Source organism: Marinactinospora thermotolerans DSM 45154 (genome assembly GCF_900167435.1).
GTDB classification, from domain to species: Bacteria; Actinomycetota; Actinomycetes; order Streptosporangiales; family Streptosporangiaceae; genus Marinactinospora; species Marinactinospora thermotolerans.
In genome coordinates, this window is record NZ_FUWS01000003.1 from 467,674 (window position 1) to 492,248 (window position 24,575).

Genomic DNA, 24,575 nt, shown 5'->3' on the forward strand with positions numbered 1-24,575 from the left:
TTCCCCTCCTGGAGGGAGATGAGGGGCGGACGAGGAGCGTTCGCCACCCTGGGTTGTCGTGTCGTAACGTTCTGTAGTTAATGTCGTGCGTTTCGTGCCCTCGGCCGTGGACGGTGACGGGAGACCCGGCGCCGAGAAATGCCGTTCAGGGGATGAAAACGACATTACCTACCTGGGTGGAGTGCGCTGAACAGGGGAGACCACCCGCCCCGACACCGAGGGCGCCGGCGGTGGGGACGGGCGGCCTCCTCCCGGGCCGCGCGTGGGCGGCCCGAGTCCGTCACCCCTGCGGCGGGTCGATCCCCACGATGTCCTCCGGACGCACCGGCGCGTGGGTGAGCGGACGCCCGGTGGCGTTGCGGACCGCCGCGACGATCGCCGGCGTCGACGACAGCGTGGGCGGCTCCCCGGCGCCGCGCAGACCATAGGGGGCGTGCGGGTCGGGGTGCTCCAGCACGTCGATGCGCATCGGCGGGGTGTCCAAGATGGTGGGGATCAGGTAGTCGGTGAACGACGGGTTGCGGATCACGCCGTCGTGCACCTGGATCTCCTCCATCAACGCCAGCCCCAGCCCCTGCGCCGAGGCGCCCTGGATCTGTCCGGCCAGCTGCTGGGGGTGCATGACCTTGCCGACGTCTTGGACCGCGTCCAGCGCGACGACCTTGACCAGGCCCAGTTCGACGTCGACGTCGACCACCGCGCGGTGCACGCACATGCCGAACTGCGTGTGGGAGGACCCCTGGCCGCGGGAGGGGTCGAGCATCTGGGTGGGCCGGTGGTGGTACTCGCGGGTCTCCTCGATCGCCTCGCCGCCCAGCAGGTCGGCCAGGGAGATCAGCACCCCCTCGGCCGCCGAGACCACCTTGCCCCCGCTCAGCGACAGCAGCGCATCGGGGTGGCCGTCCTCGACCAGGCCCCGTTCGCGCACCAGCGCGAAGACCCGCTCCCGCACCGCCTCGCACGCCGTCTTGACCGCGCCCCCGGTCATGTAGGACTGACGGGAGGCCGAGGACGAGCCGGCCGACCCCACCCGGGTGTCGGAGGGCAGGATCGTCACCCGCTCCACACCCAGCTCGGTCCGCGCGATCTGCCCCTTGACCGTGACCAGCCCCTGGCCCACCTCCGCGGCGGCGGTGTGCACCGTCACCGCGGGTTCCCCGCCGACCACCTCCAGGCGCACCCGCGCCGTGGAGTAGTCGTCGAACCCCTCGGAGAAGCAGAGGTTCTTCAGGCCCACGCCGTAGCCGATGCCGCGCACGATCCCCTCGCCGTGGCTGGTGTTGGCCACGCCGCCGGGCAGGGTGCGCGGGTCCGAGGGGGCGGGCAGCGACGAGCGGTCGGGGGGCAGCGGCATCTCCCTGGCCCGCCGCAGCATCTCGGCCATGGGCATCGGCATGTCGATCTCCTGGCCGGTGATGATGCGCGAGCCCTGCGACACCGCGTTTTTGATCCGCAGGTCCACCGGGTCCATCCCCAGTTCCGCGGCCAGCCGGTCCATCTGCGACTCATAGCCGAAGCACGCCTGGACCGCCCCGAAGCCGCGCATCGCGCCGCACGGCGGGTTGGTGGTGTAGACGCCGTAGGCGTCCACCGACACGTGGGGGACCTCGTAGGGGCCGATCCCCAGCGAGGAGGCCACGCCCACCACCGCCGGCGTCGCCGAGGCGTAGGCGCCGCCGTCCAGGACGATCTCCATCGTCGCGTAGACGAGCGTGCCGTCCCGCTTGGCGCCGTGCTCGTAGCGCATCGTCGCCGGGTGGCGGTGCACGTGGCCGAAGAACGACTCCTCGCGGTTGTAGACGAACTTGACCGGCTTGCCGGTGTGCAGGGCCAGCATGCAGGCGTGGATCTGCATGGACAGGTCCTCGCGGGCGCCGAACGCCCCGCCGACGCCCGCCAGCGTCAGGCGGACCTTGTCGGCCGGCAGCCCCAGGCACGGCGCGATCTGGCGCTGGTCCACGTGCAGCCACTGGGTGGCGATGTAGAGGTCGACGCCGCCGTCCTCGGCCGGCACGGCCAGGCCCGACTCGGGGCCGAGGAACGCCTGATCCTGCATGCCGACCTCGTACTCGCCGGTGACGACGACGTCGGCGAGGGCGCGCACCTCCTCCACCGACGCCCCGTCCGCGAACGCCCCGGTGCGGATCGGCTGGTAGCGCACCCGGTTGCCCCGCTGGTTGTGCTCCTCGTGCAGGGGCAGCGACCCCTCTTCGTGCACCAGGGGACAGTCGGGGTCCAACGCGGCGCGGCGCGCGTCCGACACCGGCTCCAGCACCCGGTAGTCGACCTTGATGCGCTCCAGCGCGCGTCGGGCGGTCTCGGGGTGGTCGGCGGCCACGATCGCCACCGGCTCGCCCTTGTAGCGGACCTTGCCGAACGCCAGGACCGGCTGGTCCCGGTACTCCAGGCCGTAGCGCTTCTCCCCGGGGACGTCCTCGTGGGTGAGCACGGCGTACACGCCGGGCAGCCGCAGCGCCCCGGAGACGTCGATGCCGAGGATCTCGGCGTGCGGGTGGGGGCTGCGCAGCGTCGCCCCCCACAGCATGTCCTCCATCCACATGTCGGAGGAGTAGGCGAACTCGCCGGTGACCTTCAGGGTTCCGTCGGGGCGGCGCGGGCTGGCGCCGATCCCGTCGCGGGTGACGCTGGACAGGCCGACGGGGGCGCGGGTGGACGTGCTGGCCATCAGCGGGACACCTCCTGCAGCAGTTTGCGGTGGGCGGCGCGGCCGGAGGCCGCGGCCGAGTCGGCGGAGACGGTGCGCAGCTCGCCGCGTTCGACGAGCGGGCGCCCGCCGACGAGGAGGAGTTCCAGCGGCGGGGGCGGACCGAACGTCAGGGCGACCACGGGATCGTCGATGACGTCGTAGCCGAAGCCGTCGATGCGCCACACCGCGATGTCGGCGAGCTTGCCGACCTCCAGCGAGCCCAGTTCCGCGTCGCGCCCCAGGAGGCGGGCGCCGCCCAGCGTCGCCATCTCCAGGGCCCGCCGGGCGTCGAGCGCCTGCGGTCCCTTGCGCGCGCGGGCCATGAGGATCGCCTGGTGCATCTCGCCCGACAGCGGGGTCAGCTCGCTGGAGGCCGGGCCGTCCACGCCCAGGCCGACGGCGGCCCCCGCCGCGAGCAGTTCGGTCACCCGGCAGATCCCCGCGCCCAGGCGGGCGTTGGAGGTGGGGCAGTGCGCCACGCCGGTCCCGGTCGCCGCGATCCGCGCGATGGCGGCGTCGGACAGGTGCACGGCGTGGGCGAACCACACGTCGGGGCCCAGCCAGCCGAGCTTCTCGGCGTACTCCACCGGGGTGCACCCGAACTCCGCCAGGCACCGCTCCTCCTCGTCGAGCGTCTCGGCGAGGTGGGTGTGCAGTCGCACCCCCATGGCGCGGGCCAGTTGGGCCGCCTCGACCATGAGCTCCCGGCTCACCGAGAACGGGGAGCAGGGGGCGACCGCGACCCGGGTCAGCGCGTCGGCGGCGGGGTCGTGGTGGGTCTCGATCGCGGCCTGGGTCGCCCGCAGGGCCTCCTCCAGGGTCTCCACGACGCTGTCGGGCGGCAGCCCGCCGCTGGATCGGCCCCGGTCCATGGAACCGCGGGCCAGGTCCAGGCGGACGCCGACCGCACGGGCCGCCTCCACCTCGGCCGCCACGATGTCCCCGCGTCCCCGCGGGAAGATGTAGTGGTGGTCGGAGACGGTGGTGCAGCCCGACAACGCCAGCCAGGCCGTGCCCGCGGTGGTGGTGCCCGCGACGACGTCGGCGTCCAGGCGGTGCCAGATCTCGTAGGAGCCGGTCAGCCACTCGAACAGGGTGCCCTCGGCGAACAGGCCCTGGGTCGCCCACTGGTAGAGGTGGTGGTGGGTGTTGATCAGGCCCGGCGTCACCACGCAGCCCGCGGCGTCGATCCGGCGGGCGCCGGGGGGCAGGGGGCCGGGCCCCGGCCCCACCGAGGTGATACGGCCGTCGCGGAGCGTGACGTGCCCGCCGGGGTACTCCTCGCCGCCGACCGTGACGACGTGCGCGCCGTCGATGACCAGGGTCTCGCTCACGCCGGGCCACCCCCGTCGCGCTGGGCCGCGGTGCGCTCGGCCGCCAGGCGGACCGCGTCGATGATCTTCTCGTAGCCGGTGCACCGGCACAGGTTCCCGGCGAGGTGTTCGCGGATCTCCGCCTCGTCGGGGACGCCCCCGCCCTGGCCGACGGTGCGTTCGATCAGGTCGTCGGTCTGCACCAGCAGGCCGGGCGTGCAGAAGCCGCACTGCACCGCCCCGGCCTCGACGAAGGCCTCCTGGACCGGGCTGAGCCGCCGCTCGGCGAGGTCGCCGGACTCGGCCAGACCCTCGACGGTGCGCACCGCGCGCCCCTGGGCCTGTCCCGCGGCCACCAGGCACGAGCAGACCGTCACCCCGTCCAGGTAGACCGTGCAGGATCCGCACTCGCCCTGCTCGCAGGCGTTCTTGCTGCCGGGAAGCCCCAGGCGCTCGCGCAGCACGTACAGCAGGCTCTCGCCCGGCCACACGTTGTCGGCCGTCACCTCGTGGCCGTTGACCTCGAAACTCACGCGCATCGCGCGATCTCCTTCCGGTAGTCGGTCACGGCCCAGCTCACGGCGCGGCGGGCCATCACCGACAGGGCGTGTCTGCGGTAGTGGGCGCTTCCCCGCACGTCGTCGATGGGGCGGGCGGCGGAGGCGACCAGTTCGCCGAAGCGCGTGACGGTCGCGGGGGAGGGAGAGGCGGCGCCGTCCCAGTCGAACTCCGAGGCGAGAAACTTCTCGGCCTCGATCGCGCGCAACGGCGTGGGCCCGGCCGATCCGATGCCGGTGCCGACCGTGCGGGCCTGGGCGTCGAGCGCCAGTGAGAAGGAGGCGACCGCGATGACCATCGCGTTGCGGGTGCCGATCTTGGAGAAGGACTGCGGGCCGGCGGGCTCGGGCAGCAGGACCGCCGAGATCAGCTCGTCGTCGCGGCGGGCGGTACGCCGTGGGCCGTGGTAGAACTCGCGCGCGGCGACCCGGCGCACGCCGCGCACCGACGCCAGTTCGACGAGCGCGTCGACGGCCAGCAGGGGCGGATGGGCGTCGCCCGCGGGCGAGGCGCCGCCGAGGTTGCCGCCGACCGAGCCGCGGTTGCGGATCTGGGGGGAGGCGACCGCCCGCGCCGCCTGGGCCAGGGCCGGGGAGCGATCGCGCAGCCGTTCGATGATCGTGGTGTAGGGGACCCCGGCGCCCAGGCGGAGGTATCCGTCGTCGGGACCGTGGTCGCGCAGCTGCGGGATGCGGGTCAGGTCCAGCAGGGCGGGCGGGCGGCGCCTGCCGAAGTTGAGCTCGACCATGACGTCGGTCCCGCCCATGATCGGCACCGCGTCGGGATGCGCGCTCTTGGCGGCAAGCGCTTCCTCCCAGGTGGAGGGGCTGAGAAAATCCATAGTCGTCCTCGTCGTCGCCGGTCATGGGAATCCGCCGGGGCGCCTCACCGCGGCGGTGGCCTCCATGTGAAGTAGAACACTCTGCCGGGGACGCTCACCAGGACGCGATGCCATGAAGTGCGCTGCGGGGGCGCCTCCTCCTTTCGTGCTTTTCTACAACTGAGGTTTCGGCTAACGTTTCCGCCACACCGAAGACGGCGGGATTTCTGCCGGTATGTGTGTTTTGACGGAGACGTGAGGGTCGACCATGCAGATCAGCGAGCTCGTTGCGATCCCCCGCCTGCGCCTGCGCTTCCTGAGCGGCGCCGAGCAGGCGCGGCGCGACGTCCGCTGGGTCTACACCACCGACCTGCTGGAGCCCGCCCGCTACCTCAGCGGCGGCGAGCTCGTCCTCACCGGCATGATGTGGCACAACCGGCCCGAGGACTCCGAGACGTTCGTGCGTTCGCTGGTCCGGGCCGACGTCGCCTGCCTGGCGGCCGGGACCGCGCTGGGGGAGGTCCCCGACGACCTCGTCCGCGCCTGCGAGCGCCACGGCATGCCGCTGCTGGAGGTGCCGCCCGAAACCGGTTTCGGCGCGGTGACCGAGGAGGCGATACGGCTGCTGGAACGCCGCCGCTTCGTCACCATCGCCGAGCGCCGCGACCGCCACCGCCGCCTGATGACCGAGGTCGCCACCGGCGGCGGGCTGTCCGAGGCCCTGACCGAGGCCGCGTGGGAGGCCGACGTCACCGCGTGGGTCCTCTCCGCCACCGGCCGCACCGTCGTGCAGACCGGCCCCACCCTGACGGCGGCCGAACGTACGGCGCTGGCCGGACGCTTCCTGACCGCGACGACCTTCCCGCTGCGGGTCGACCTGCCGCCCCGGGGCGAGGGCGCTCCCCGCGTCCTCACCCTCATGGCGGTGCGAGGCCGCGACCCCCACCCGCTCGCCGGCTGGTTCCTGGCCGTCACCGGCGACCACAACCGATGGCCGGAGGAGCGGCAGGAGGCCGTGGCCGAGCTGCTGTCCATCGTGGTCCTCGCCCGCAGCCGCGACGAGGAGAGGGCGGCCGACGACGCCCGGCGCGCGGAGGGGATCGCGGGACTGCTCACCGAGCAGCGCTTCGACGAGGTGGCCGCGCTGCTGAGAACCGCCGACCGCGACGGCGCCGGACCGACCGCGGGGCACGTCGTGCTCAGCGCGATGCTGCTGCCCCGGCCCCGCGTCCCCGACCTGGCCCGCCGGGTCGTCACCGAGCTCGTCGCGGCCCACCCCGGCGCGATCGTCACCGGCGAGGACGACGTGCTCGCGATCGTCCCGGTCGCCGAGGCGGAGGGCGCCGCGGAACTGCTGCGCGAGGAGATCGCCCACGGTGCCCGGGTCCTGGAACGCGGCCTGGGCGAGCACCGGCTGGTCGTGGGGGTCGCCTCGATGGCGCGCGACGTCGCGGGGTTGCGCGGCGCGGCCGTGGAGGCCCGCCACGCCCGCCGCCTGGCCGAGCTCCGGGGCGGTCCCTCGCGGGTGATCGCCGGCGCCGAGATCGACTCCCACGAACTGCTGCTGGCCTCGGTTCCCCAGGAGGTCCAGTCCTCTTACCGCGACCGGCTGCTGGGACCGCTGCTCGACTACGACCGCGACCACCGCTCCGACCTGGTCGAGACGCTGGAGACGTTCCTGCGCCACTCCGGGTCCTGGCAGCGCTGCGCCGCGGCGATGCACGTCCACGTCAACACGCTGCGCTACCGCATCGGCCGGATCGAGGAGCTGACCGGCCGCGACCTGAGCAGCCTGGAGCACCGCGTCGACCTGTTCCTCGCCCTGAAGCTGCGCGGCTGAGCCGCGGGGTGACGGCCCCAGGGCGGGCGGCGGGCTCCCGACGCCACCCGGCACGGCCGGCCGCGCCGGGTCGGTGCGCGGACCCCGGTCAGCGCCTTGAGACCGCCTCGGAGGCGCGGGTGAGGGCGTCCATCTCCTCCTCGGTGAGCCGCACCCGCGCGGCCTCCAGGAGGGCGGGAAGCTGGCCGGGGCGGCTCGCGCCGGCCGGCACGGCACTGACGTGCGGACGGGCCAGGACCCAGGCCAGGGCGATCGTGGCGATCTGGGTGGAGTGCGCCTCGGCGACGTCGGCGAGCACGTCCACCACCCGCAGCCCCGCGGAGGTGAGGTATCTCTTGGCCATGGGGCCGCGCGGCGCCGTGGCCAGGTCCTCCTCGGTGCGGTACTTGCCGGTCAGGAACCCCGAGGCGAGGGCGAAGTAGGGCATCACCCTCAGGCCGTGCCGGCCGGCCGCCGCCAGCAGGTCGGGTTCGTAGACGTCACGACGCACCAGGCTGTACTCGGGCTGCAACGCCACCGGCGGGGCGGCGCCGAGCCGCGCCGCGGTCTCCACCCAGGCGTCCACCCGCTCGGCCCGGAAGTCGGACAGGCCCATGTGGCGGACCTTGCCCTCGCGCACCAGGCGGTCGAACGCCCCGACGGTCTCCTCCAGCGGGGTGTCCTCGTCGTCGATGTGGGCGTAGTAGAGGTCGATGGCCTCCATGCCCAGACGGGTGAGGGAGGCCTCCGCCGCGGCGACGACGTTGTCGGCACCGAGCCCCCGGAACTGAGGGTGCTGGCCGACCTTGGTGGCGATGGCGACGTCGCGCGAACCCCTGCGCGCCAGCCACGCGCCGATGACCTCCTCGGACTCGCCGCCGCTGTGGCCGGGGGCCCAGACGGAGTAGGAGTCGGCGGTGTCGACGAGCGTGCCGCCGCCCTCCACGAAGGCGTCCAGGATCCGGTGTGAGGTGGCGACGTCGCTGGTCCAGCCGAAGACGTTGCCGCCCAGGACCAGGGGGTGGACGCGCAGGTCGGAGCCTGCCGGCTGCTTCACGTCTTCTTCTTTCCACGGATGACGACGGGGCCGTGGCCGGCGCGTGGCGCGCTGTGTGACCGGTTCCGACCCTAGCCCGCGCCTCCCCGCCGCCACGTCTTCACAGCGGGCGCGTCGTCTGGGATTCCGCGGCCGTTTCCGCTGCGACGCCCCGGGGAGTCCGGTGGTGGAACACGTCGGGGCCTGGGGTGGGAGCGGGGCTCCTCCCGGTCCCCGCCGCGTGCCGGTCGCGGCCTTGCGTGCGCGCGGTCGCCGCGGTGTCCCGCGTCGGCCTTCCCGAGGCCGTTCCGGCTCAGGGGCGGCGCCGAGACGGCGCGGGCCGCGGCTCGGCCGCCGTCCACCGGCAGGGGCGCCGATGACGAAGCGGGCCAGGTTCATGCGTCCAAGGAGGCCGAGGTGGCGGAGGAAGCGGCTCCGACGCCTGCGCGGTCGGATGAGGCGCTCGGCCACGGAGAGACAGGCGATCCGCGTGGGCCGGGTCAGCCGGCGTAGACCGCGGTGCCGCTCTCGCGTCCGCGCAGGGCCGCCGCGAGCCGGGGGGCGATGAGCGGGTGGACCATGTCGACCGCCCGCCGCGGGGGGACGAAGGCGTAGCCGTCCAGCTCCTCCTCCTGCAACGTGATGGCGGTGCCGGGGGCCAGCGCGCCGCAGTCGAAGACCAGGGACAGGAAGGGGCGGGGCCGGTCGCCGTGGGGCGGGCTCCAGTGGCAGGCCAGCAGCGCTCCCGCGGTCACCCGCAGGCCGGTCTCCTCGACCACCTCGCGTTCGCACGCCAGGTGGGGCGGTTCGCCGTGCTCGACGACCCCGCCGGGCAGCGTCCAGTGCTCGCGGTAGTTCGGGTCGACGATCAGCACGTCGCCGGAGACGTCGGTGATCAGGGCGGAGGCGGAGAGGTAGGCCGTGGGCAGGGAGGCGAACCATTGCTCCGGGGGGAGCTGTAGCGGCATGGGGGCAGGGTAGCCGATCTCCTCCGCTGGTGGGGCGCGGACGGAACTTCGGGATCTACGACGTAAAGGATGAGAAATATGGCATTCCGGCCTCCTCGAAGGGCACCACACGCGACCAGGAACAACCCGCGCCAAGGACCGTAACCCCGCCCACACCCCCGAATCCACCGATGTTTTCGGTCAGCCGCCCCCGCGTCTTCGTTACGATCTCAAGGGTTCACGACACGGCGGAAGGCGGAGGTTGAGGCGTGGGCCCACTGGAGAGCGGCGACCCCGAACGGATCGGCCGGTACCGGCTGATCGGACGGCTGGGCGCCGGAGGTATGGGTCAGGTGTTCTTCGGCCGGTCCGTGGGAGGACGGGCGGTCGCGGTCAAGCGGATCCACCCCCACCTGGCCACCGACACGTCGTTCCGGCAGCGGTTCGCCCGCGAGGTTTCGGCGGCCCGACAGGTCAGCGGCGCCTTCACGGCGCCGGTCATCGACGCCGACCCCGAGGGGGAGGTGCCCTGGCTGGTCACCTCCTACGTCCCCTCCCTGCCCTTGGACGAGGCGGTCCGCTCCCTGGGACCGCTGCCCGAGGCCACGCTGCGGGTGCTCGCGGCCGGCCTGGCCGAGGCCCTCAGCGAGATCCACCGGGTGGGGCTGATCCACCGCGACCTCAAGCCCGGCAACGTCCTGCTCGCCGAGGACGGTCCGCGCGTCATCGACTTCGGCATCGCCCGCGCCACCGAGGGGACCGCCGCCACCCAGTCGGTCATCGGCACCCCCGGATTCATGTCCCCCGAACAGATCCAGGGCATGCCGTTGACCCCCAGGAGCGACATGTTCGCCTACGGGGCCGTCCTGGTCTACGCCGCCGGCGGCGTCGGGCCGTTCGGCGAGGGGTCGATGCCGACCATGGTCATGCGCATCCTCCAGCACGACCCCGACCTGTCGGCGGTGCCGCCGTCGCTGCGGCGTCTGGTCGGCGCCTGCCTGGCCAAGGACGAGCGGTACCGGCCCGGCCCCGGCGACGTGCTCGACGCGCTCGGCGATGTTCCGGCCGGCACCTCCTGGCTTCCGCCGGTCTTCCAGCGCGGCGTCCAGGAACAGGTCGCCAAGGTCAACGCCGCCCTCAGCGGGGCCTCCGCCGCCGACCCGGCCGACGGGGCGACCGCGGTGCTCGGCGGCGCGGCGCCCACCGGGCCCGGCACCACCCCGCCGACCGCGTTCCTCGACGACCGGAACGGGCGCACGGCCGGGCAGGACGCCACCTCGGTCATGGGCGTCGAGTCCGGCCGTACCGCCGGATACCCCTCGACCTCGGTCTACGCCGACAGCGGCCCCCTGGCTCCCCCCACCCCGCCCACCGCGGCGATGCCCCCGACCGGCCGCCACGGCAGCCCCGGCACCGCGGGGGACGAGTCCGCCTACGCCGACCTGTACCGCGGCTCGCGCGCCGACGAGGAACGCAGGCGGCGCGAGCGCGAGGAGGCCTACCGGCGCGAACAGCACCGTCTCCGCCAGGAGGAGGAGCGCGAGCGCCAACGCGAGGAGGAGGAACGGCGGCGCGAGCTCGCCCGCCAGGAGGAGCGCCGCCGTCGCGCCGAGGCCGAGCAGGCCCACCGCGAACGGCTCCGCGCCGAACGCGAGGCCGCGCGCCGGGCCGAGATGAACGCCCGGACCGCCGAGCAGCCCGGCCTGTGGAGCTTCGCCCGGCTCATCCCCCTGCTGATCATCCCGCTGATCCAGATCCCGCTGGGCTGGGGCGTCTCGCACGCCTGGCAGTGGTTCACCGCGTCGGACGCCTACTGGGGCGCGCCGTGGTACTACTCGGGCATCCTCACCTGGGACGGCTTCCTCCAGGCCCTCTACCTGGGCTATTTCCTGCTCAACAACGTGGTGTCGCTGGAGTACCTGGCCCGGTCGTTGCGGACCGGGTTCGTCACCGGCGTCATGCTGGCGGTGGCGGCCATCGCCGGCACCAACGGCGCGTTGTGGTACTTCGGTTTCTTCGGCTGAGCCCACCGGTACGACTCGGACGGCCCCGTTCCTCGGAACGGGGCCGTCCGGCGTCTCCGCCGCTACGCGGGGCCGGGGACGCCCTGGGGAGCACCACCGCCGCTCGGTGCGGGCGGGCTTTCGCCCGGCGCGTGGCCGCACCCGCCGCGCGGTGGCGCTCCCGTGGTCAGTCCCGCGCCCCCGCGCGCAGCGCCGCGATGAACCACTCCCAGGCGGGCACGGTCGGCTCCATCGGGGGGTGGCCGTTGACGATGCCCAGGAGGATCCAGTACCGCTCGACGCGGGTGTCGGCGCCCATGGCGAAACGGTCGGCGAGTTCGGCGCGCCACCGAGGGGTGTCGGCCTGGTCGTACAGGCGGGCGATCGCCGGCGCCACCTCGGCGACGATCTGCTGGCCGGCCGGGCTCGCCGGGTCGATCCCGGCCTCCACCGCCGGCCGTGACCTCGCCACGACGAGCTCGGCCGCCTCCTGCTCGGCCCGCCCGGGGGCGAGCGGCTCGCCCGCGGCCAGGGCGCGTTCCTGCGCCCGGGCCATTTCCCGGACCCGCGCGAGGTAGTCGGGGTCGCGGACCAGTTCGGCCAGTTCCACCCAGGCGTCGATCTGCTCGGGGGTGGGGTCGTCGGGAAGGTCGACCTGCACCGAGCGCATGCGGGCCACGAACTCCTCGTCCAGTTCCAGCCCGCCGAACACGGCGTCGTGGTAGTCGTCGATGATCCTGCGCCGTTCCTCCGCGGAGAGTCTGGCCAGTCGGTTCATGAGGGTGATGTCCTTTTCCGATGGGGTGCGGTGAGCCACGGTGCGCAGAACCGCCCGGCGCAGCCGCAGCAGGCGGATCTGGGCGTCCAGCGCGTCGGCGTGCGCCGCGGCCACTCCGCCGAGGTCGGCCTCGTGGGCCAGGACGCGGCGGATCGTCGCCAGGTCGATGCCGAGGTCACGCAGCGTCCGTACCAGCTCCAGCCGGGCGGCGGCCTCGGTGTTGTAGAGCCGGTAGCCGGAGGTGGTGCGTGTGGTGGGTGGGACGATGCCGGTGTCGGCGTAGTACCGGATCGTCTTGACCGGTAGGCCGGTGCTGCGCGACAGCTGGCCGATGGTGGACAGGCCGTGGCGTTCTTCCATGTCTGGAGTCTGGAGTCTCCAGTGGCTGGAGGGTCAACCCGGTTCCTCCGTCCGCGGTCCCGGTTAGGGTGCGTGGACCCACCGAGAGGGGAGGGCCGGATGGAGAGCATGCCGGCGGCGCTGGAGAGGCCGGTGCGCTGGATGGAGGCGCGGAGAGGCCCGTTGTGGCGGGTCGCGGCCTGGCTGCTGCGGTTCGGCTGGGCGCAGGCGTGGGCGTGCGCGTTCGCGGTGTGCCTGTTCGTGGGGCTGGCGTTGTCGTCCCTGCTGCCGCTGCCCCTGGCCCGCTACGACGCGATGCTGCTGTACGCGGTGGCGGTGACGGCGGTGTTCTGGTGGCTGCGGCTGGAGAGCGGCCGCGAGATCGCGGCCATCCTCGGCTTCCACGTCGTGGGGTTGGTGTTCGAGCTGTTCAAGGTCCACATGGGCTCGTGGTCCTACCCCGAGCCGGCCCTCACCAAGATCGCCGGGGTCCCCCTGTACAGCGGCTTCCTCTACGCCGCGGTGGGCAGCTATGTGGTGCGCGCCTGGAAGCTGCTGGATCTGAGGCTGGAGGGCTACCGGCCGTGGGCCACCGCGCTGGTGGCCGCCGCGATCTACGTCAACTTCCTCACCCACCATTGGCTGCCGGACGCGCGCGTGGTGCTGGCGGTCGCGGTGGTCGTCGTGACGTGGGGGTCGTGGGTGGGGTTCCGCGTCGCGGAGCGCCGCCATCGCATGCCGTTGGCGGTCTCCTTCGCGCTGATCGGGTTCTTCCTGTGGGTGGCGGAGAACGTCGCGACGCTGCTCGGCGCCTGGAGCTACCCCGACCAGCTCCAGTCCTGGACGATGGTGCACCCGGCCAAGGCCGGGGCGTGGGCGCTGCTGGTCACGGTGTCGTTCGTCCTGGTCGTCTGCTGGAAGCGGCCCGACGGTACCGCGAGGCAGGCCCCGGCGTGACAGGCGGGGCCGGGCGCTCCCCCGTTCCTGAGGACGGGGCGCGGGAGGCCGGGGGCGTGCGTCCCACGGCGTCTTGAGTCCCCCCCGGCCGCCAGGTGGCGGCCGATGCCCGCCGAGAGCACTGCCCGTCCGGGCCGCCTCCCCGCCGTGGGCGGGTTCGTTCACACGCGCCCCTAGGGGGCGGTCTGCTCGGCGGGGGCGGCGGGGGCGTGTGTGGTTGCCTCGGCCGGGCGGAGGAGGGCGCCGGTCGGGGAAGACGGGCGCGGCGGGGAAGGGCGGAGGCCCGCCGACAGTGGGTGAGGGGCGGGGGCGGCGCTGCGTCGGCGGGGCCGGCCCGCAGTCCCGCCTCCGCGCGCACGAGGTCCGGGGCAGGCAGGGGCGGCGGGACGGCGCACTCCCATAGAGCCTTATTATCTTCGTATGCGTGAAGGTAATAAGGTTTGCAGCTTCGGTCCGGAGAGCCCTTACGTGGACCTGGCCGCCGAGGTGTTCCGTCTGCTGGCCGACGCCACCAGGATCAGGATCATCCTCGCCCTGCGCGAGGGGGAGCGCTCGGTCAACGAGCTGGCCGAGGCCGTGGGCAAGTCGCCGACCACCGTCTCCCAGCACCTGGCGAAACTGCGTTGGGGACGGGTGGTGGCCACCCGCCAGGACGGCACCCGCGTCTTCTACAGCCTCCGGGACGAGCACGTCCGCGAACTGGTGGCCCAGGCGGTCTTCCAGGCCGAACACGCCCTGGAGGAGACCCCGGCCCACCACCGGGCCGGCGTGTCCATGCGACCGGGCCAGGACGCTCCGGCCTCCTGCCCCGCCAGCACCGGCGATGACACCCCCGAGGGGAAGGCGTGACCCAGACGCGGGTGCCGCCCGCCCCGCGGGACCGGGCCCTGGCCCGCCCTCCGTCGATCCTCGCCACCGGCGTGCGGCTGCCGGAGGTGCGCTGGGCTGCCGCCGCCCTGCTCCTGTTCCTGCTGGGATGGGGGATGCAGCTGGCCGCGGCCCCGGCGCCGCTGTGGTGGGCCGCCTACCTCGCCTGCTACGCCACGGGAGGCTGGGAACCGGCCCTGGCCGGCCTGCGCGCGCTGCGGGACAGGACTTTGGACGTCGACCTGCTGATGATCGTCGCCGCGATCGCCGCGGCCTCGATCGGGCAGGTCTTCGACGGGGCCCTGCTCATCGTCATCTTCGCGACCTCCGGCGCACTGGAGGCCGTCGTCACCCAGCGCACCGCCGACTCGGTGGACTCCCTGCTGAACCTGGCCCCCGAACAGGCCACCCTCCTGCGTGAGGACGGCACCACCGCCACCGTTGCCAGCCGCGACCTGACGCCCGGGCAGCGCATCCTCGTCCGCCCCGGCGAGCGCATCGGCGGCGACGGCACCGTCGTCGAGGGCATCAGCGAGGTCGACCAGCAGGCCATCACCGGCGAATCGGTGCCCGTGGTGCGCGGGGTGGGCGACGAGGTGCTCTCCGGCACCGTCAACGGCACCGGCACCCTGACCGTGCGGATCACCCGGGAGGCCGGCGCGTCGGTGATCGCGCGCATCGTCGCCCTGGTCGAGGAGGCGTCGGGGACCAAGGCCAGGACGCAGCTGTTCATCGAGAGGATCGAACAGGCCTACTCCTTCGGCGTGGTCGTCGCCACCCTGCTGGTGCTGGCCGTGCCGATGCTGTTCCTCGGCCACGCCTTCGAGCAGGCCCTGACGCGCGCGATCGTGTTCATGATCGTCGCCTCCCCGTGCGCGGTCGTGCTGTCGACCATGCCGCCGCTGCTGGCCTCCATCGCCAACGCCGGCCGCCACGGCGTCCTGGTCAAGTCGGCGACGGTCATGGAGACCGTCGGGCGTACCACGGTCGTCGCCTTCGACAAGACCGGGACCCTCACCGAGGGCGCGCCCGAGGTCACCGAGGTCGGGGCCGCGGCAGGGCACACCGAGGACGAGGTGCTCGCCCTGGCCGCGGCGGTGGAACGCTACAGCGAGCACCCCTTGGGCCGGGCGATCGCGCGCGCCGCCGCCGAACGCGACCTGGCCGTGCCCGAGGCCGTCGACTTCCGGGCCCTGCCCGGCCGCGGGGTCACCGGCCGGGTCGGGGGCCGCGCCGTCACCGTCGAGCGCGCCGACGCCGCCTCGGCCACCACCGGTACCGTCGTCGAGGTCCGGCGCGAGGGGGAACCGGTCGGCACGGTCACCCTCGTGGACCGCCTGCGCCCCGACGCCCGCGCGGCGGTCCAGGCCGTGGCCGGCCTCACCACGGCCCCGGCGATGCTGTTGACCGGCGACCACGCCTCCGCCGCGGCGGCGGTCGCCGAGCGCACCGGCGTCACATCGGTGCGCTCCCGCCTGATGCCCCAGGACAAGGTCGCCGTCGTCGAGGACCTGCAATCGCGAGGGGAACGGGTCCTGCTCGTCGGTGACGGTGTCAACGACGCCCCCGCCCTGGCCGCGGCCTCCACGGGCGTGGCGATGGGGCGCCGGGGGTCGGACCTGGCGCTGGACACCGCCGACGTCGTCATTGTGCGCGACGAACTGGGCGCGGTGGCCAACCTGGTGCGGCTGTCGCGCAGGGCCCGCCGGTACGTGATCGCCAACCTGGTCATCGCGGCGAGCGTCATCGCGGTGCTCGTCACCTGGGACCTGGTCGCCACCCTGCCGTTGGCGCTGGCCGTGGCAGGGCACGAGGGCTCCACCGTCCTGGTCGCGCTCAACGGCGCGCGCCTGCTGCGCCGCTCCGCGTGGCAGTCGGGGTGAGGCCGGGGGCCGTCCGGGGCCGCCGGTCGCCGGATCGGTCGGCGGGGGCGCAGCGCCTTCTCCGGGGTTCGGCCGGGCCGGGGGAGGCCGGGTGAGACGGTGCGCGACCGCGCCGTAGACCCCGCCGGGGGCGTTGCCCCGAGCCGATCATCCTCTGGCCGCCGTCTCGGGACGGTGCGGGGACGAGCGCCGGAACGGCCGGGGAGCCGCCCGTCGAGGGGGACCTCACCGCCCCCGGGAGGGGGGCCGGTGCGAGACGTTCAGCGCCGGGTCCCCTCCGGCGCCGGGGTGTAGTGGTCCAGCGCGGCGCGCAGGTGCGCGGCCAGCGCCTCGCGTAGCTCGGGCGGGTCCAGCACCTCGATGTCGGGGCCGTAGCCGGCGAGCTCGGTCACGGCCTCCTCCACCCCCTCCAACGGCAAAACGCCCTCGCGGCGTCCGTCGGGGCCGGGCGGACCGAAGTCCTCGACGGCGGCGGCGGTGATGGCGGAGGACAGCAGGCGCACCAGCTCACAGCCCCGTTCGGTGAGCCGGACCCGGGCGCGCAGCGAGTACCGGCCGACCTCGAACTCCCGGCACCACGTCGCCCAGTAGCGGGACAGGTCGAAGCCGGCCGGCCACGGCGCGGGCTCCTCGGTGACGGTGAGCTCGTCGACGCGGCTGACCCGGAAGGTGAGGGGGGAGCCGTCAGGGCGGATCGGATGCCGGCGGGCGACCAGATACCACACGCCGCCCTTGAGGACCAGGCCGAGCGGGTCGAGCAGGTGCTCGGCGGGCTCGCCGCGCCAGCGGCGGTAGCGCAGCCGGACACGGCGCCCCCGCCACACCGCGTCGGCCAGCGAGGACAGGTGCGGGGCCGCCTCGGGGGCGCGGAACCAGCCCGGCGCGTCCAGGTGGAACCTGCTGCGCACCCGTTCGGCCCGTTCGCGCAGTCCCTCCGGGAGGGCCGCCGCCAGCTTCAGGCTCGCCGCGGCCATCTCGGCGCCCAGCCCCAGCTGGGCGGCTGCCTCGGGCAGGCCGGTGAGGAACAGCGAGTCGGCCTCGGCCGCGGTCAGCCCCGTCAGCCGGGTGCGGTAGCCGTCGAGGAGGCGGTAACCACCGCCGGAGCCCCGGTCGGCGTAGACGGGGATCCCCGCGGCGTTCAGCGATTCGACGTCGCGGTAGATCGTCCGCTCCGACACCTCCAGTTCGGCGGCGAGCTGGGCGGCGGTCATGCGACCGCGGTTCTGCAACAGCAGGATCAGGGAGAGCAGCCGGTCCGCGCGCATCGCGCCGCCCTCACCGGGAGGTCCGGCCGGCGCCGAAGGCGCCGTCCCAGTCGGCGTAGCGGATCCGGTGGAGCTCGTCGACCTCGCCGACGGTGCCCCACTCGTCCCCGCCCAGCCGGGACAGCGGGCGTAGCCGGGTGATCTCGGGGTGCCCGTCGACGAACATGTCGGAGTCGATCGAGGCGTGCACGACCCGCCCGAACACCACCGTGGAGTCGCCCAACCGCAGCGTCGAGTGCAGCCGGCACTCCAGCGCCACGGGGGAGCCCGCGACCCGGGGCGGCGCGACCACGGCGCTGGCGGCGCGTTCCAGGCCGACCGCGTCGAACTCCCCTATCTCGGGAGGAAAGTCCGTGGCCGTCGCGTTGACCTCGCGCCGCAGCGGTTCGGGGGCGAGGTTGACGACGAACTCCCCGCTCGCCTCGACGTTGCGCAGGGTGTCCTTGCGCCCCACCGAGGAGAACTGCACGATCGGCGGCCGGGCGCACGCGACGTTGAAGAACGAGTGCGGCGCGAGGTTGTCGACGCCGTCGGGCGAGGTCGTGGAGACCCAGGCGATGGGCCGGGGCACCACCACCGCGGTGAGGAACCGGTAGAAGCGGCGGTCGCCGAGATCATCGGGGTCGAGGTTGGTACGCATCGCCCTCCCACCCTAGGGGTTCCCCGCGCCGCGACGGTCCCGGCCCTTGGGCGGCCCGGGACGGCGGGGGATACTGGCGGGCGTGGAGCTGATCGGGATCGATGACGTCACCGCCGCGGCCGAGCGCGTCGCCGGCCATATCGTGCGCACCCCGCTGCTGCCCTGCCCCTGGGACCGCGCCGGGCTGTGGCTGAAGCCGGAGAACCTCCAGCCGGTGGGCGCGTTCAAGATCCGGGGCGCGGTCAACGCCCTGTCCCGGCTGAGCCCGCGCGCCCGCGCGGCCGGGGTGGTCACCCACTCCTCGGGCAACCACGGCCGGGCGCTGGCCCACGCGGCCCGGGAGATGGGCGCGCGCTGCACGGTGGTCGTGCCCCACGGGGCGCCGCGGGTGAAGGTCGAGGCGATGCGCGCGGCGGGGGCGCGGATCGTCCCGGTCCCCGCGGCCGAGCGGGCCGCCGTGGCCCGGGCGCTCGCCGACGAGGAGGGGCTGACCCTGGTCCCGCCGTTCGACCATCCCGACGTGATCGCCGGTCAGGGCACGGTCGGCCTGGAGATCGTGGCCGACCTGCCCGAGGTGGAGGTGGTCCTGGTGCCGGTGGGCGGCGGCGGACTGGCGGCCGGGGTGGCCACGGCGGTCCGGGCCCGGTGCCCGCGGGCGCGGGTCGTCGGGGTGGAGCCGGAGCTGGCCGCCGACGTGGCCGAGGGGCTGGCCCTGGGGCGCCTGGTCACCTGGTCGCCCCAGCGCACCGCGCGCACCATCGCCGACGGGGTTCGGGTGGGGCCGTCGGAGTTGACGTTCGCCCACCTCAGGGAGCGGCTGGAGGGCGTCGTCACGGTCTCGGAGGAGGAGATCCGCGCGGCCATGGGGGTGCTGGCGCGCCAGGCCCGCCTGGTGGCCGAGCCCAGCGGGGCGCTCGCCCTGGCCGCCCACCTGTCGGGACGCGCCCCCGCCGGCCGGACGGTCGCGGTGGTCAGCGGCGGCAACGTCGACCCGGGCCTGCTGGCCGAGGTGGTCGCCGAGGACGGGGGCGGCGGGCCGGACGCCGAGGGAGGGGCGTCCGGCCGCGCGTGACCGTGGAGCCGGCCGCGGTCGCCTCCGGTCAGCCGGAGGGGACCAGGTGGTTGAACCTGTCGTCGGCGACGTCGGCGATGTCGGGGGCCGAGGGGATCTCCCCGGCCTCGGCGAAGGCGTCGGCGAGCGCCTGCTCGCTGTCGACGAGGGCGTCGTCGACGGGGCGGGGGGTCGCGGCGCGCCGTTGCGCCGCGACCCGGGTGATCTCCACGGGCAGCCCGCTGTGCTGTGACCACACCTCGGCGTAGCGCTCGGGGTGCTCCCGGCTCCACAGCACGGCCCGGTGGATGCGTTCGACGTAGTCCTCCAGCGCGGCCTCCTTGGCCGGGTCCTCCAGCACGGCGGCGTTGGCCACCTGGAAGGAGTAGGTGTTGCTGTAGCCCTCGGCGTCGACCAGGATCCGTGCCCCGGCCAGGGACTCGGCCTGGGCGACGTAGGGGTCCCACACCGCCCAGGCGTCCACCCGCCCCTCGGAGAAGGCGGCGAGCGCGTCGGCGGGCTGGAGGTATTCGACCTCCAGTTCGTCGAAGCCGATCCCCTCGCCGTCGAGGACGCCCAGCAGGTGGGCGTGGGCCGAGCTGCCCCGCGCCACGGCGACCGTGGCCCCCCGAAGGTCGGCGGGGTCGGTGATGGCGCTGTCGGGGGGCACCAGGACCGAGGAGCCCTTGGGGGAGCTGTCGAAGGCGGCCACGATCCTGATGTCGGATCCGGCCGCGGCGGCGAAGACGGGCGGGGCGTTGCCGACCTGGCCGATGTCCACGGCCCCCGCGTGCACGGCTTCGAGGAGGGGCGGGCCGGAGGTGAAGGTCGACCACTCGATGGCATAGGGCAGGTCGTCCAGTTCGCCGGCCGCCTCCAGCAGGGGGCGCGCTCCGGCGATCTGGTCGCCGACCAGCAGGGTGACCGTGTCGGGGTCGGTGGTGGTGGCCGCCCCGGTGGAGCATGCGGTGCCCGATACCAGCAGGGCGGTCGTCACGGCGAGGGCGAGGAGGGGGCGGGTCATGGTTGTCCTGTCCGGGTGGCGCCGAGTTCGGTGAGGAGTCGGGAGCGGAGCGCGGCGAGGCGGCCGTCCTCGCGCGGCCGTGGCCGGTCCAGGTCGACGGCCACGTCGTGGGCGATGCGCCCGTCGGCGAGGACGAGGACGCGGTCGGCGAGCAGCAGGGCCTCGTCGACGTCGTGGGTGACCAGCAGCACCCCTGGACGGTGCCGCCGCCACAGCCGCAGCACCAGGTCGTGCATGGTGATCCTGGTCAGCGCGTCCAGCGCGCCGAACGGTTCGTCGAGGAGCAGCAGTCCGGGTTCGCGCACCAGCGCGCGGGCCAGGGAGACCCGCTGGGCCTCCCCGCCGGACAGGGTGAGCGGCCAGGCGTCGGCCCGTTCGGCCAGCCTCACCTCGGCCAGCGCGGCGAGCGCGTCCTCGCGCGGCCGGGCCGAACCCAGCCCCAGCGCGACGTTGGCCCACACCCGTTTCCACGGCAGCAGTCGCGGGTCCTGGAAGGCGACCATGGTCGGCCCGGGCACGGTGACCTCGCCGTCGAAGTCCTGGTCCAGGCCGGCGAGCACCCGCAGCAGGGTGGACTTGCCCGAGCCGCTGCGCCCGAGCAGGGCGACGAACTCCCCGGCGCCGATGTCCAGGTCGACCGCGTCGAGGACGGCGCGCCCGGCGAAGGAGCGGCCCACCGCCCGCAGCCGGGCGGCGTCGGGCGGGGGCGTCCCGACGGGCGGGACGGGGGGTCGGGTCAGGCCGGGGCCAGTCCGTGGCGCCATGCCAGCGCCCTCCTTTCGAGCAGGCGGACGAACGCGTCGGTGAGCAGGCCGAGCAGGCTGTAGACGAGGAGTCCGAGCACGACGATGTCGGTGCGCAGGAACTCGCGGGCGCTGTTGATCATGAAGCCCAGTCCGGCGTCGGCGTTGATCTGCTCGGCGACGATCAGCGCCAGCCACGCCGACCCCAGGCCCAGGCGCAGGCCGACCAGGAGGCCGGGCAGCGCGCCGGGGACCACCACGTGGCCGATCACCCCGGCGCGCGGCAGCCGCAGCACGGCGGCGAGTTCGCCGAACCTCGCGTCCACCCCCTGGACGCCGGCCAGGGTGTTGACGTAGAGGGGGATGGCCACGGCCAGGGCGATCAGCGTGACCTTGGGGGTCTCGCCGATGCCGAACCACAGGATGAACAGGGGGATGAGGCCGAAGATCGGCAGGGTCCGCAGCATCTGCAACGGGGGGTCGACCAGGTTCTCGCCCCAGCGGCTCAACCCGGCGAGCAGGGCCAGTCCGACGCCGGCGCCCGCGCCGATGGCGAAGCCGGCGACGACGCGGCGCAGGGAGACGCCGATGGCGGCGCCCAGCGTGCCGTCGCCCAGCAGGTCTGTCGCGGTGGCCGCGATGGTGGTGGGGGAGGGCAGCAGCCGTTCGGGGATGACGCCCAGCATCGCCCCCGTCTGCCACAGCGCGAGCAGGGCGAGGGGGCTGACCCAGCGGTGCCAGGAGCGTGACCGGCGGGGCCGGCGGGAGGGGGCGGGCGCGGGGGAGCCGGCGGGCGGCGCGGCGATGGGGGTGCGGGGCGGCGCGTCGGTGTCCGGCGTGCTCACGGGGACCTCCGGGGAGACGGGACGGTGGGGGTCAACCACGCGCTGTGGCGGGGAGGGGCGGCGGGCTCAGGGGTGCCGGGCGCGCGGCGGGGCGGGCCGGCGCGCCGGCCGGGTGGGTCCACAGGCCGCGTTCGCCCAGGAGGGGGAGCACGCCCTCGCCGAACCAGTACGCCTCTTCCAGGTGGGGGTAACCGGACAGGATGAACTCGTCCAGGCCGAGCCGGTGGTACTCCTCGATCCGGTCGGCCACCTCGCGGTGGCTGCCCACCAGCGCGGTGCCGGCGCCGCCGCGCACCAGGCCCACCCCGGCCCACAGGTTGGGGGCGATCTCCAGGTTCTCGGTGCGCCCGCCGTGGAGTTCGCGCATCCGGCGCTGCCCCTCCGACTCGCTGCCGGCCAGCCCCTTTTGGGCGTGGGCGATGGTGGCGGGGTCCAGGCGCGCCAGGAGCCGGTGGGCCTGCTCCCACGCCTCCTCGGCGGTGTCGCGGGTGATGACGTGCAGCCGGATGCCGTAGCGCAGGGCGCGGCCCCGCCGCGCGGCCAGGTCGCGGACCCGGCCGATCTTCTCGGCGACGGCGCCGGGGGGTTCGCCCCAGGTGAGGTAGGTGTCGACGTGCCCGGCGGCGACGTCGAGCGCGGCGGGGGAGGAGCCGCCGAAGTACAGGGGCGGGGGCGGGGTGGGCGTGGTGAGCAGGCGGGCGCCCTGGACCCGTAGGTGGCGGCCGGCGAGGTCGACCGTCTCGCCCCGCCACAGCCGGGTGAGGATCTGGAGGAACTCCGCCGTGCGCGCGTAGCGCTCGTCCTTGTCGAGGAAGTCGCCGTGGGCCCGTTGTTCGGCCGACTCCCCGCCGGTGACCACGTTGAGCAGGAGCCGGCCGCCGCTGATCCGCTGGAAGGTGGTGGCCATCTGCGCGGCGAGGGTGGGGGAGAGCAGTCCGGGGCGGAAGGCCACGAGGAACTTCAGCCGTTCGGTGGCGGTGGTCAGCGCCGCCGTGCTCAGCCAGGCGTCCTCGCACTGCGTCCCGGTGGGGGTGAGGACCCCCTCGAAGCCGAGCTGTTCGGCGGCGCGGGCGATCTGGAGCAGGTAGGCGGGGGTGGGTTCGCGGGTGCGGTCCGCGGTGTTCTGTTCGGCGCCGTGCCCGCCGCCGACGATGCCGCGGCCATCACCGCTGGTGGGCAGGAACCAGTGGAACGTCACAGCCATAGGGGGTCCTTCCGGTCGGCCCGGGGAGGGTCCCGGGCGCATGGCGGTGTGGCCGCGCCGCGGGGCGGGCGGCCGCGCCGGTGGCCACGGGACCAGCGTGATCCAGTTAGCCAACTTTGTCAACCAATAAAGTAGGGAATAGGTGGCGTGGGCGTCCCGGCCACCCGCACCGGCCCGTCACGCCCCGGGTGTGCGACCCTGAACCTCGGGGCCGTTACCCGCGGCCCCCCAAGGGAGGAGGACGACGGTGGAGGTTTTCGGCGGGCTGGACGTACCGATGGTGGCCGCGCCCATGGCCGGCGGCGCGAGCACCCCCGCCCTCGTCGCGGCGGTGACGCGGGCCGGCGGACTGGGATTCCTGGCCGCGGGCTACCGGACCGCCGAGGAGACCGCGGCCCAGATCCGCGAACTCCGCTCGCTCACCGACGCGCCCTTCGGGGTCAACCTCTTCGTCCCCGGCCCCGACACCGCCGACCCGGACACGGTCGCCGCGTACCGGGCCCGGCTCGAACCCGAGGCGCGCCGCCTCGGCGTCGAGCTGGGCCCGGCCCGCTGGCACGACGACGCCTTCGCCGAGAAGGTCGACCTGCTCGCGGCCGATCCCGTCCCCGTCGTCTCCTTCACCTTCGGCCTGCCCCCGCGTCCGGCGGTCACCGCCCTGCACGCCGCGGGCAGCGCCGTCGTCGTCACCGTCACCACCCCCGAGGAGGCCCGCGCCGCGGTCGAGGCCGGAGCCGACGCCCTGTGCGTCCAGGGCGCCCAGGCCGGCGGGCACCAGGGCTCCTTCGACGACGCCCGGGAGCGCACCGAACCGCTGGAGCGCCTGCTGCCCGCCGTCCGCGCGGCGGTGGACGTCCCGCTGATCGCCGCGGGCGGCGTCACCGGCGCCGAGGAGGTGCGCGCCGTCCTGGCCGAGGGGGCCATCGCCGCCCAGCTCGGCACCGCGCTGCTGCGCACCCCCGAAAGCGGCGCCTCGGCCACCCACAAGGACGCGCTCGCCGACCCCCGCTTCACCGCCACGGCGGTGACCCGCGCCTTCAGCGGGCGCCGCGCCAGGGGGCTGGTCAACCGGTTCCTCGCCGAACACGACGCCCAGGCCCCGGCCGCCTACCCCCAGGTCCACTACCTGACCGGCCCGGTGCGCGCCGCCGCGGCCCGCGCGGGGGACGCCACGACCCTGCACCTGTGGGCCGGGACGGGGTTCCGCGCCGCCCGCCCCCTCCCCGCGGCCGAGGTCGTCGCCGAGATCGCCGCGGACCTGTGACCTTGCGCACCGACGATGGCGCGGAGAGGCCCTCGGCGCGCCCCCTCCTCCTGTGGCCGTTGCTGACCGTGGCGTTCGCCCTGCACAACCTGGAGGAGTACCTGGCCGATCTGCCGGCGTGGGCCTCGGTCCCGGGACGCTTCCCCGGGGGATTCCCCGTCTCCACGCCCGCGTTCGGCAGCGCCCTCCTGCTGCTCACCCTGGCCTTCGCCGCGCTGGCGGCCTTCGCCGTCCTCCGCCGCCCCGCCTGGAGCGGCGCGGCGCTGGCCTGCGCGGCGCTGGCCCTGCTCCTCAACGCGGTCTCCCACGTGCTCGTGAGCCTGCTGGTCTGGAGCGTCATGCCCGGCCTGGTCTCCGCGCTCCTCGTGCTGGCGCCCGTGTGCCTGTCGTCGCTGCGCTCGCCGCCTCGGGGCACGGTCTCGACGTGGACCGTGGTCGGGGCGGTCCTGCTCGCCCTACTGGTGCCCGCCGCCTCACTGTTCCTCGGGGCCCGCTTCCCGCTCCCCTGGTGA

The 24,575-nt window shown here is 74.5% G+C and carries 21 protein-coding genes; 8 read left to right on the plus strand and 13 right to left on the minus strand.

Going from position 1 to position 24,575, the window contains the following annotated elements; genetic code table 11:
• Positions 1-280 precede the first annotated feature (280 nt).
• From pucD to B5D66_RS07620, 4 genes are read right to left on the minus strand one after another with little or no spacing between them, the layout of a single operon-like run.
• A complete protein-coding gene (gene pucD / locus B5D66_RS07605) occupies positions 281-2,686 on the minus strand; it encodes a xanthine dehydrogenase subunit D (RefSeq protein WP_078760913.1) in 2,406 nt (801 codons plus the stop codon).
• Entirely contained in the window at positions 2,686-4,041 is a 1,356-nt protein-coding gene (locus B5D66_RS07610; RefSeq protein ID WP_078760914.1) for an 8-oxoguanine deaminase, read from the minus strand. Before B5D66_RS07610 ends, pucD begins: the two co-directional genes overlap by 1 nt.
• On the minus strand, positions 4,038-4,559 hold the full coding sequence (locus B5D66_RS07615) for a (2Fe-2S)-binding protein (protein ID WP_078760915.1): 522 nt from the start codon (positions 4,557-4,559) through the stop codon (positions 4,038-4,040). Before B5D66_RS07615 ends, B5D66_RS07610 begins: the two co-directional genes overlap by 4 nt.
• The gene (locus B5D66_RS07620; RefSeq protein ID WP_078760916.1) at positions 4,550-5,419 is read right to left on the minus strand and encodes an FAD binding domain-containing protein; all 870 of its coding nucleotides are present in this window, start codon (positions 5,417-5,419) and stop codon (positions 4,550-4,552) included. Before B5D66_RS07620 ends, B5D66_RS07615 begins: the two co-directional genes overlap by 10 nt.
• 247 nt (positions 5,420-5,666) lie before the next feature.
• On the opposite strand from B5D66_RS07620, the gene B5D66_RS07625 reads away from it, so the two are divergent.
• The gene (locus tag B5D66_RS07625; RefSeq protein ID WP_078760917.1) at positions 5,667-7,238 is read left to right on the plus strand and encodes a PucR family transcriptional regulator; all 1,572 of its coding nucleotides are present in this window, start codon (positions 5,667-5,669) and stop codon (positions 7,236-7,238) included.
• An 88-nt stretch (positions 7,239-7,326) separates the two neighbouring features.
• Here B5D66_RS07625 and B5D66_RS07630 read toward each other — a convergent pair whose 3' ends face one another.
• The gene (locus tag B5D66_RS07630; RefSeq protein WP_235000837.1) at positions 7,327-8,274 is read right to left on the minus strand and encodes an aldo/keto reductase; all 948 of its coding nucleotides are present in this window, start codon (positions 8,272-8,274) and stop codon (positions 7,327-7,329) included.
• 479 nt (positions 8,275-8,753) lie between these two features.
• Positions 8,754-9,221, minus strand: a complete 468-nt coding sequence (locus B5D66_RS07635; protein ID WP_078760919.1) for an NUDIX domain-containing protein — start codon at positions 9,219-9,221, stop codon at positions 8,754-8,756.
• 248 nt (positions 9,222-9,469) lie between these two features.
• Between B5D66_RS07635 and B5D66_RS07640 the strand changes: the two genes are divergently transcribed.
• On the plus strand, positions 9,470-11,224 hold the full coding sequence (locus B5D66_RS07640; RefSeq protein ID WP_078760920.1) for a serine/threonine-protein kinase: 1,755 nt from the start codon (positions 9,470-9,472) through the stop codon (positions 11,222-11,224).
• A 166-nt stretch (positions 11,225-11,390) separates the two neighbouring features.
• Here the strand turns inward: B5D66_RS07640 and B5D66_RS07645 are convergent, their stop codons facing one another.
• Positions 11,391-12,341 carry a MerR family transcriptional regulator gene (locus B5D66_RS07645; protein ID WP_078760921.1) on the minus strand — a complete coding sequence of 317 codons (951 nt, stop codon included), beginning with the start codon at positions 12,339-12,341 and terminating at the stop codon, positions 11,391-11,393.
• Between the two features lie 99 nt (positions 12,342-12,440).
• Between B5D66_RS07645 and B5D66_RS07650 the strand changes: the two genes are divergently transcribed.
• The 3 genes from B5D66_RS07650 (at position 12,441) to B5D66_RS07660 (ending at position 16,027) form a co-directional block, all read left to right on the plus strand.
• On the plus strand, positions 12,441-13,277 hold the full coding sequence (locus tag B5D66_RS07650) for a DUF817 domain-containing protein (RefSeq protein WP_235000838.1): 837 nt from the start codon (positions 12,441-12,443) through the stop codon (positions 13,275-13,277).
• Positions 13,278-13,697: 420 nt separating this feature from the next.
• Complete coding sequence (locus B5D66_RS07655; RefSeq protein WP_078760922.1) at positions 13,698-14,126, plus strand: ArsR/SmtB family transcription factor; 429 nt, start codon at positions 13,698-13,700, stop codon at positions 14,124-14,126.
• On the plus strand, positions 14,123-16,027 hold the full coding sequence (locus B5D66_RS07660) for a heavy metal translocating P-type ATPase (protein WP_078760923.1): 1,905 nt from the start codon (positions 14,123-14,125) through the stop codon (positions 16,025-16,027). Before B5D66_RS07655 ends, B5D66_RS07660 begins: the two co-directional genes overlap by 4 nt.
• Positions 16,028-16,287: 260 nt before the next feature.
• Here B5D66_RS07660 and B5D66_RS07665 read toward each other — a convergent pair whose 3' ends face one another.
• Complete coding sequence (locus B5D66_RS07665) at positions 16,288-17,292, minus strand: helix-turn-helix transcriptional regulator (protein ID WP_078760924.1); 1,005 nt, start codon at positions 17,290-17,292, stop codon at positions 16,288-16,290.
• A gap of 10 nt (positions 17,293-17,302) precedes the next feature.
• A complete protein-coding gene (locus tag B5D66_RS07670) occupies positions 17,303-17,932 on the minus strand; it encodes a flavin reductase family protein (RefSeq protein WP_078760925.1) in 630 nt (209 codons plus the stop codon).
• Positions 17,933-18,014: 82 nt separating this feature from the next.
• Here B5D66_RS07670 and B5D66_RS07675 point away from each other — a divergent pair, with 82 nt between their 5' ends.
• A complete protein-coding gene (locus B5D66_RS07675) occupies positions 18,015-19,004 on the plus strand; it encodes a threonine ammonia-lyase (RefSeq protein WP_078760926.1) in 990 nt (329 codons plus the stop codon).
• A 28-nt stretch (positions 19,005-19,032) separates the two neighbouring features.
• On the opposite strand, the gene B5D66_RS07680 is transcribed toward B5D66_RS07675, so the two are convergent.
• The 4 genes from B5D66_RS07680 to B5D66_RS07695 are packed head-to-tail and all read right to left on the minus strand — an operon-like array spanning position 19,033 to position 22,799.
• Entirely contained in the window at positions 19,033-20,007 is a 975-nt protein-coding gene (locus B5D66_RS07680) for an ABC transporter substrate-binding protein (RefSeq protein ID WP_078760927.1), read from the minus strand.
• Positions 20,004-20,771 carry an ABC transporter ATP-binding protein gene (locus tag B5D66_RS07685; protein WP_078760928.1) on the minus strand — a complete coding sequence of 256 codons (768 nt, stop codon included), beginning with the start codon at positions 20,769-20,771 and terminating at the stop codon, positions 20,004-20,006. The genes B5D66_RS07680 and B5D66_RS07685 overlap by 4 nt, the downstream gene beginning before the upstream one ends.
• A complete protein-coding gene (locus B5D66_RS07690; protein WP_078760929.1) occupies positions 20,744-21,595 on the minus strand; it encodes an ABC transporter permease in 852 nt (283 codons plus the stop codon). The genes B5D66_RS07685 and B5D66_RS07690 overlap by 28 nt, the downstream gene beginning before the upstream one ends.
• Before the next feature lie 31 nt (positions 21,596-21,626).
• On the minus strand, positions 21,627-22,799 hold the full coding sequence (locus tag B5D66_RS07695) for an LLM class flavin-dependent oxidoreductase (RefSeq protein ID WP_078760930.1): 1,173 nt from the start codon (positions 22,797-22,799) through the stop codon (positions 21,627-21,629).
• A gap of 277 nt (positions 22,800-23,076) precedes the next feature.
• Here B5D66_RS07695 and B5D66_RS07700 point away from each other — a divergent pair, with 277 nt between their 5' ends.
• Together B5D66_RS07700 and B5D66_RS07705 are read left to right on the plus strand one after the other, a co-directional pair.
• Positions 23,077-24,063 carry a nitronate monooxygenase gene (locus tag B5D66_RS07700; RefSeq protein WP_078760985.1) on the plus strand — a complete coding sequence of 329 codons (987 nt, stop codon included), beginning with the start codon at positions 23,077-23,079 and terminating at the stop codon, positions 24,061-24,063.
• Positions 24,064-24,065: 2 nt separating this feature from the next.
• Positions 24,066-24,575: an HXXEE domain-containing protein gene (locus tag B5D66_RS07705; protein WP_159457233.1), complete on the plus strand. Its 510-nt coding sequence runs from the start codon at positions 24,066-24,068 to the stop codon at positions 24,573-24,575.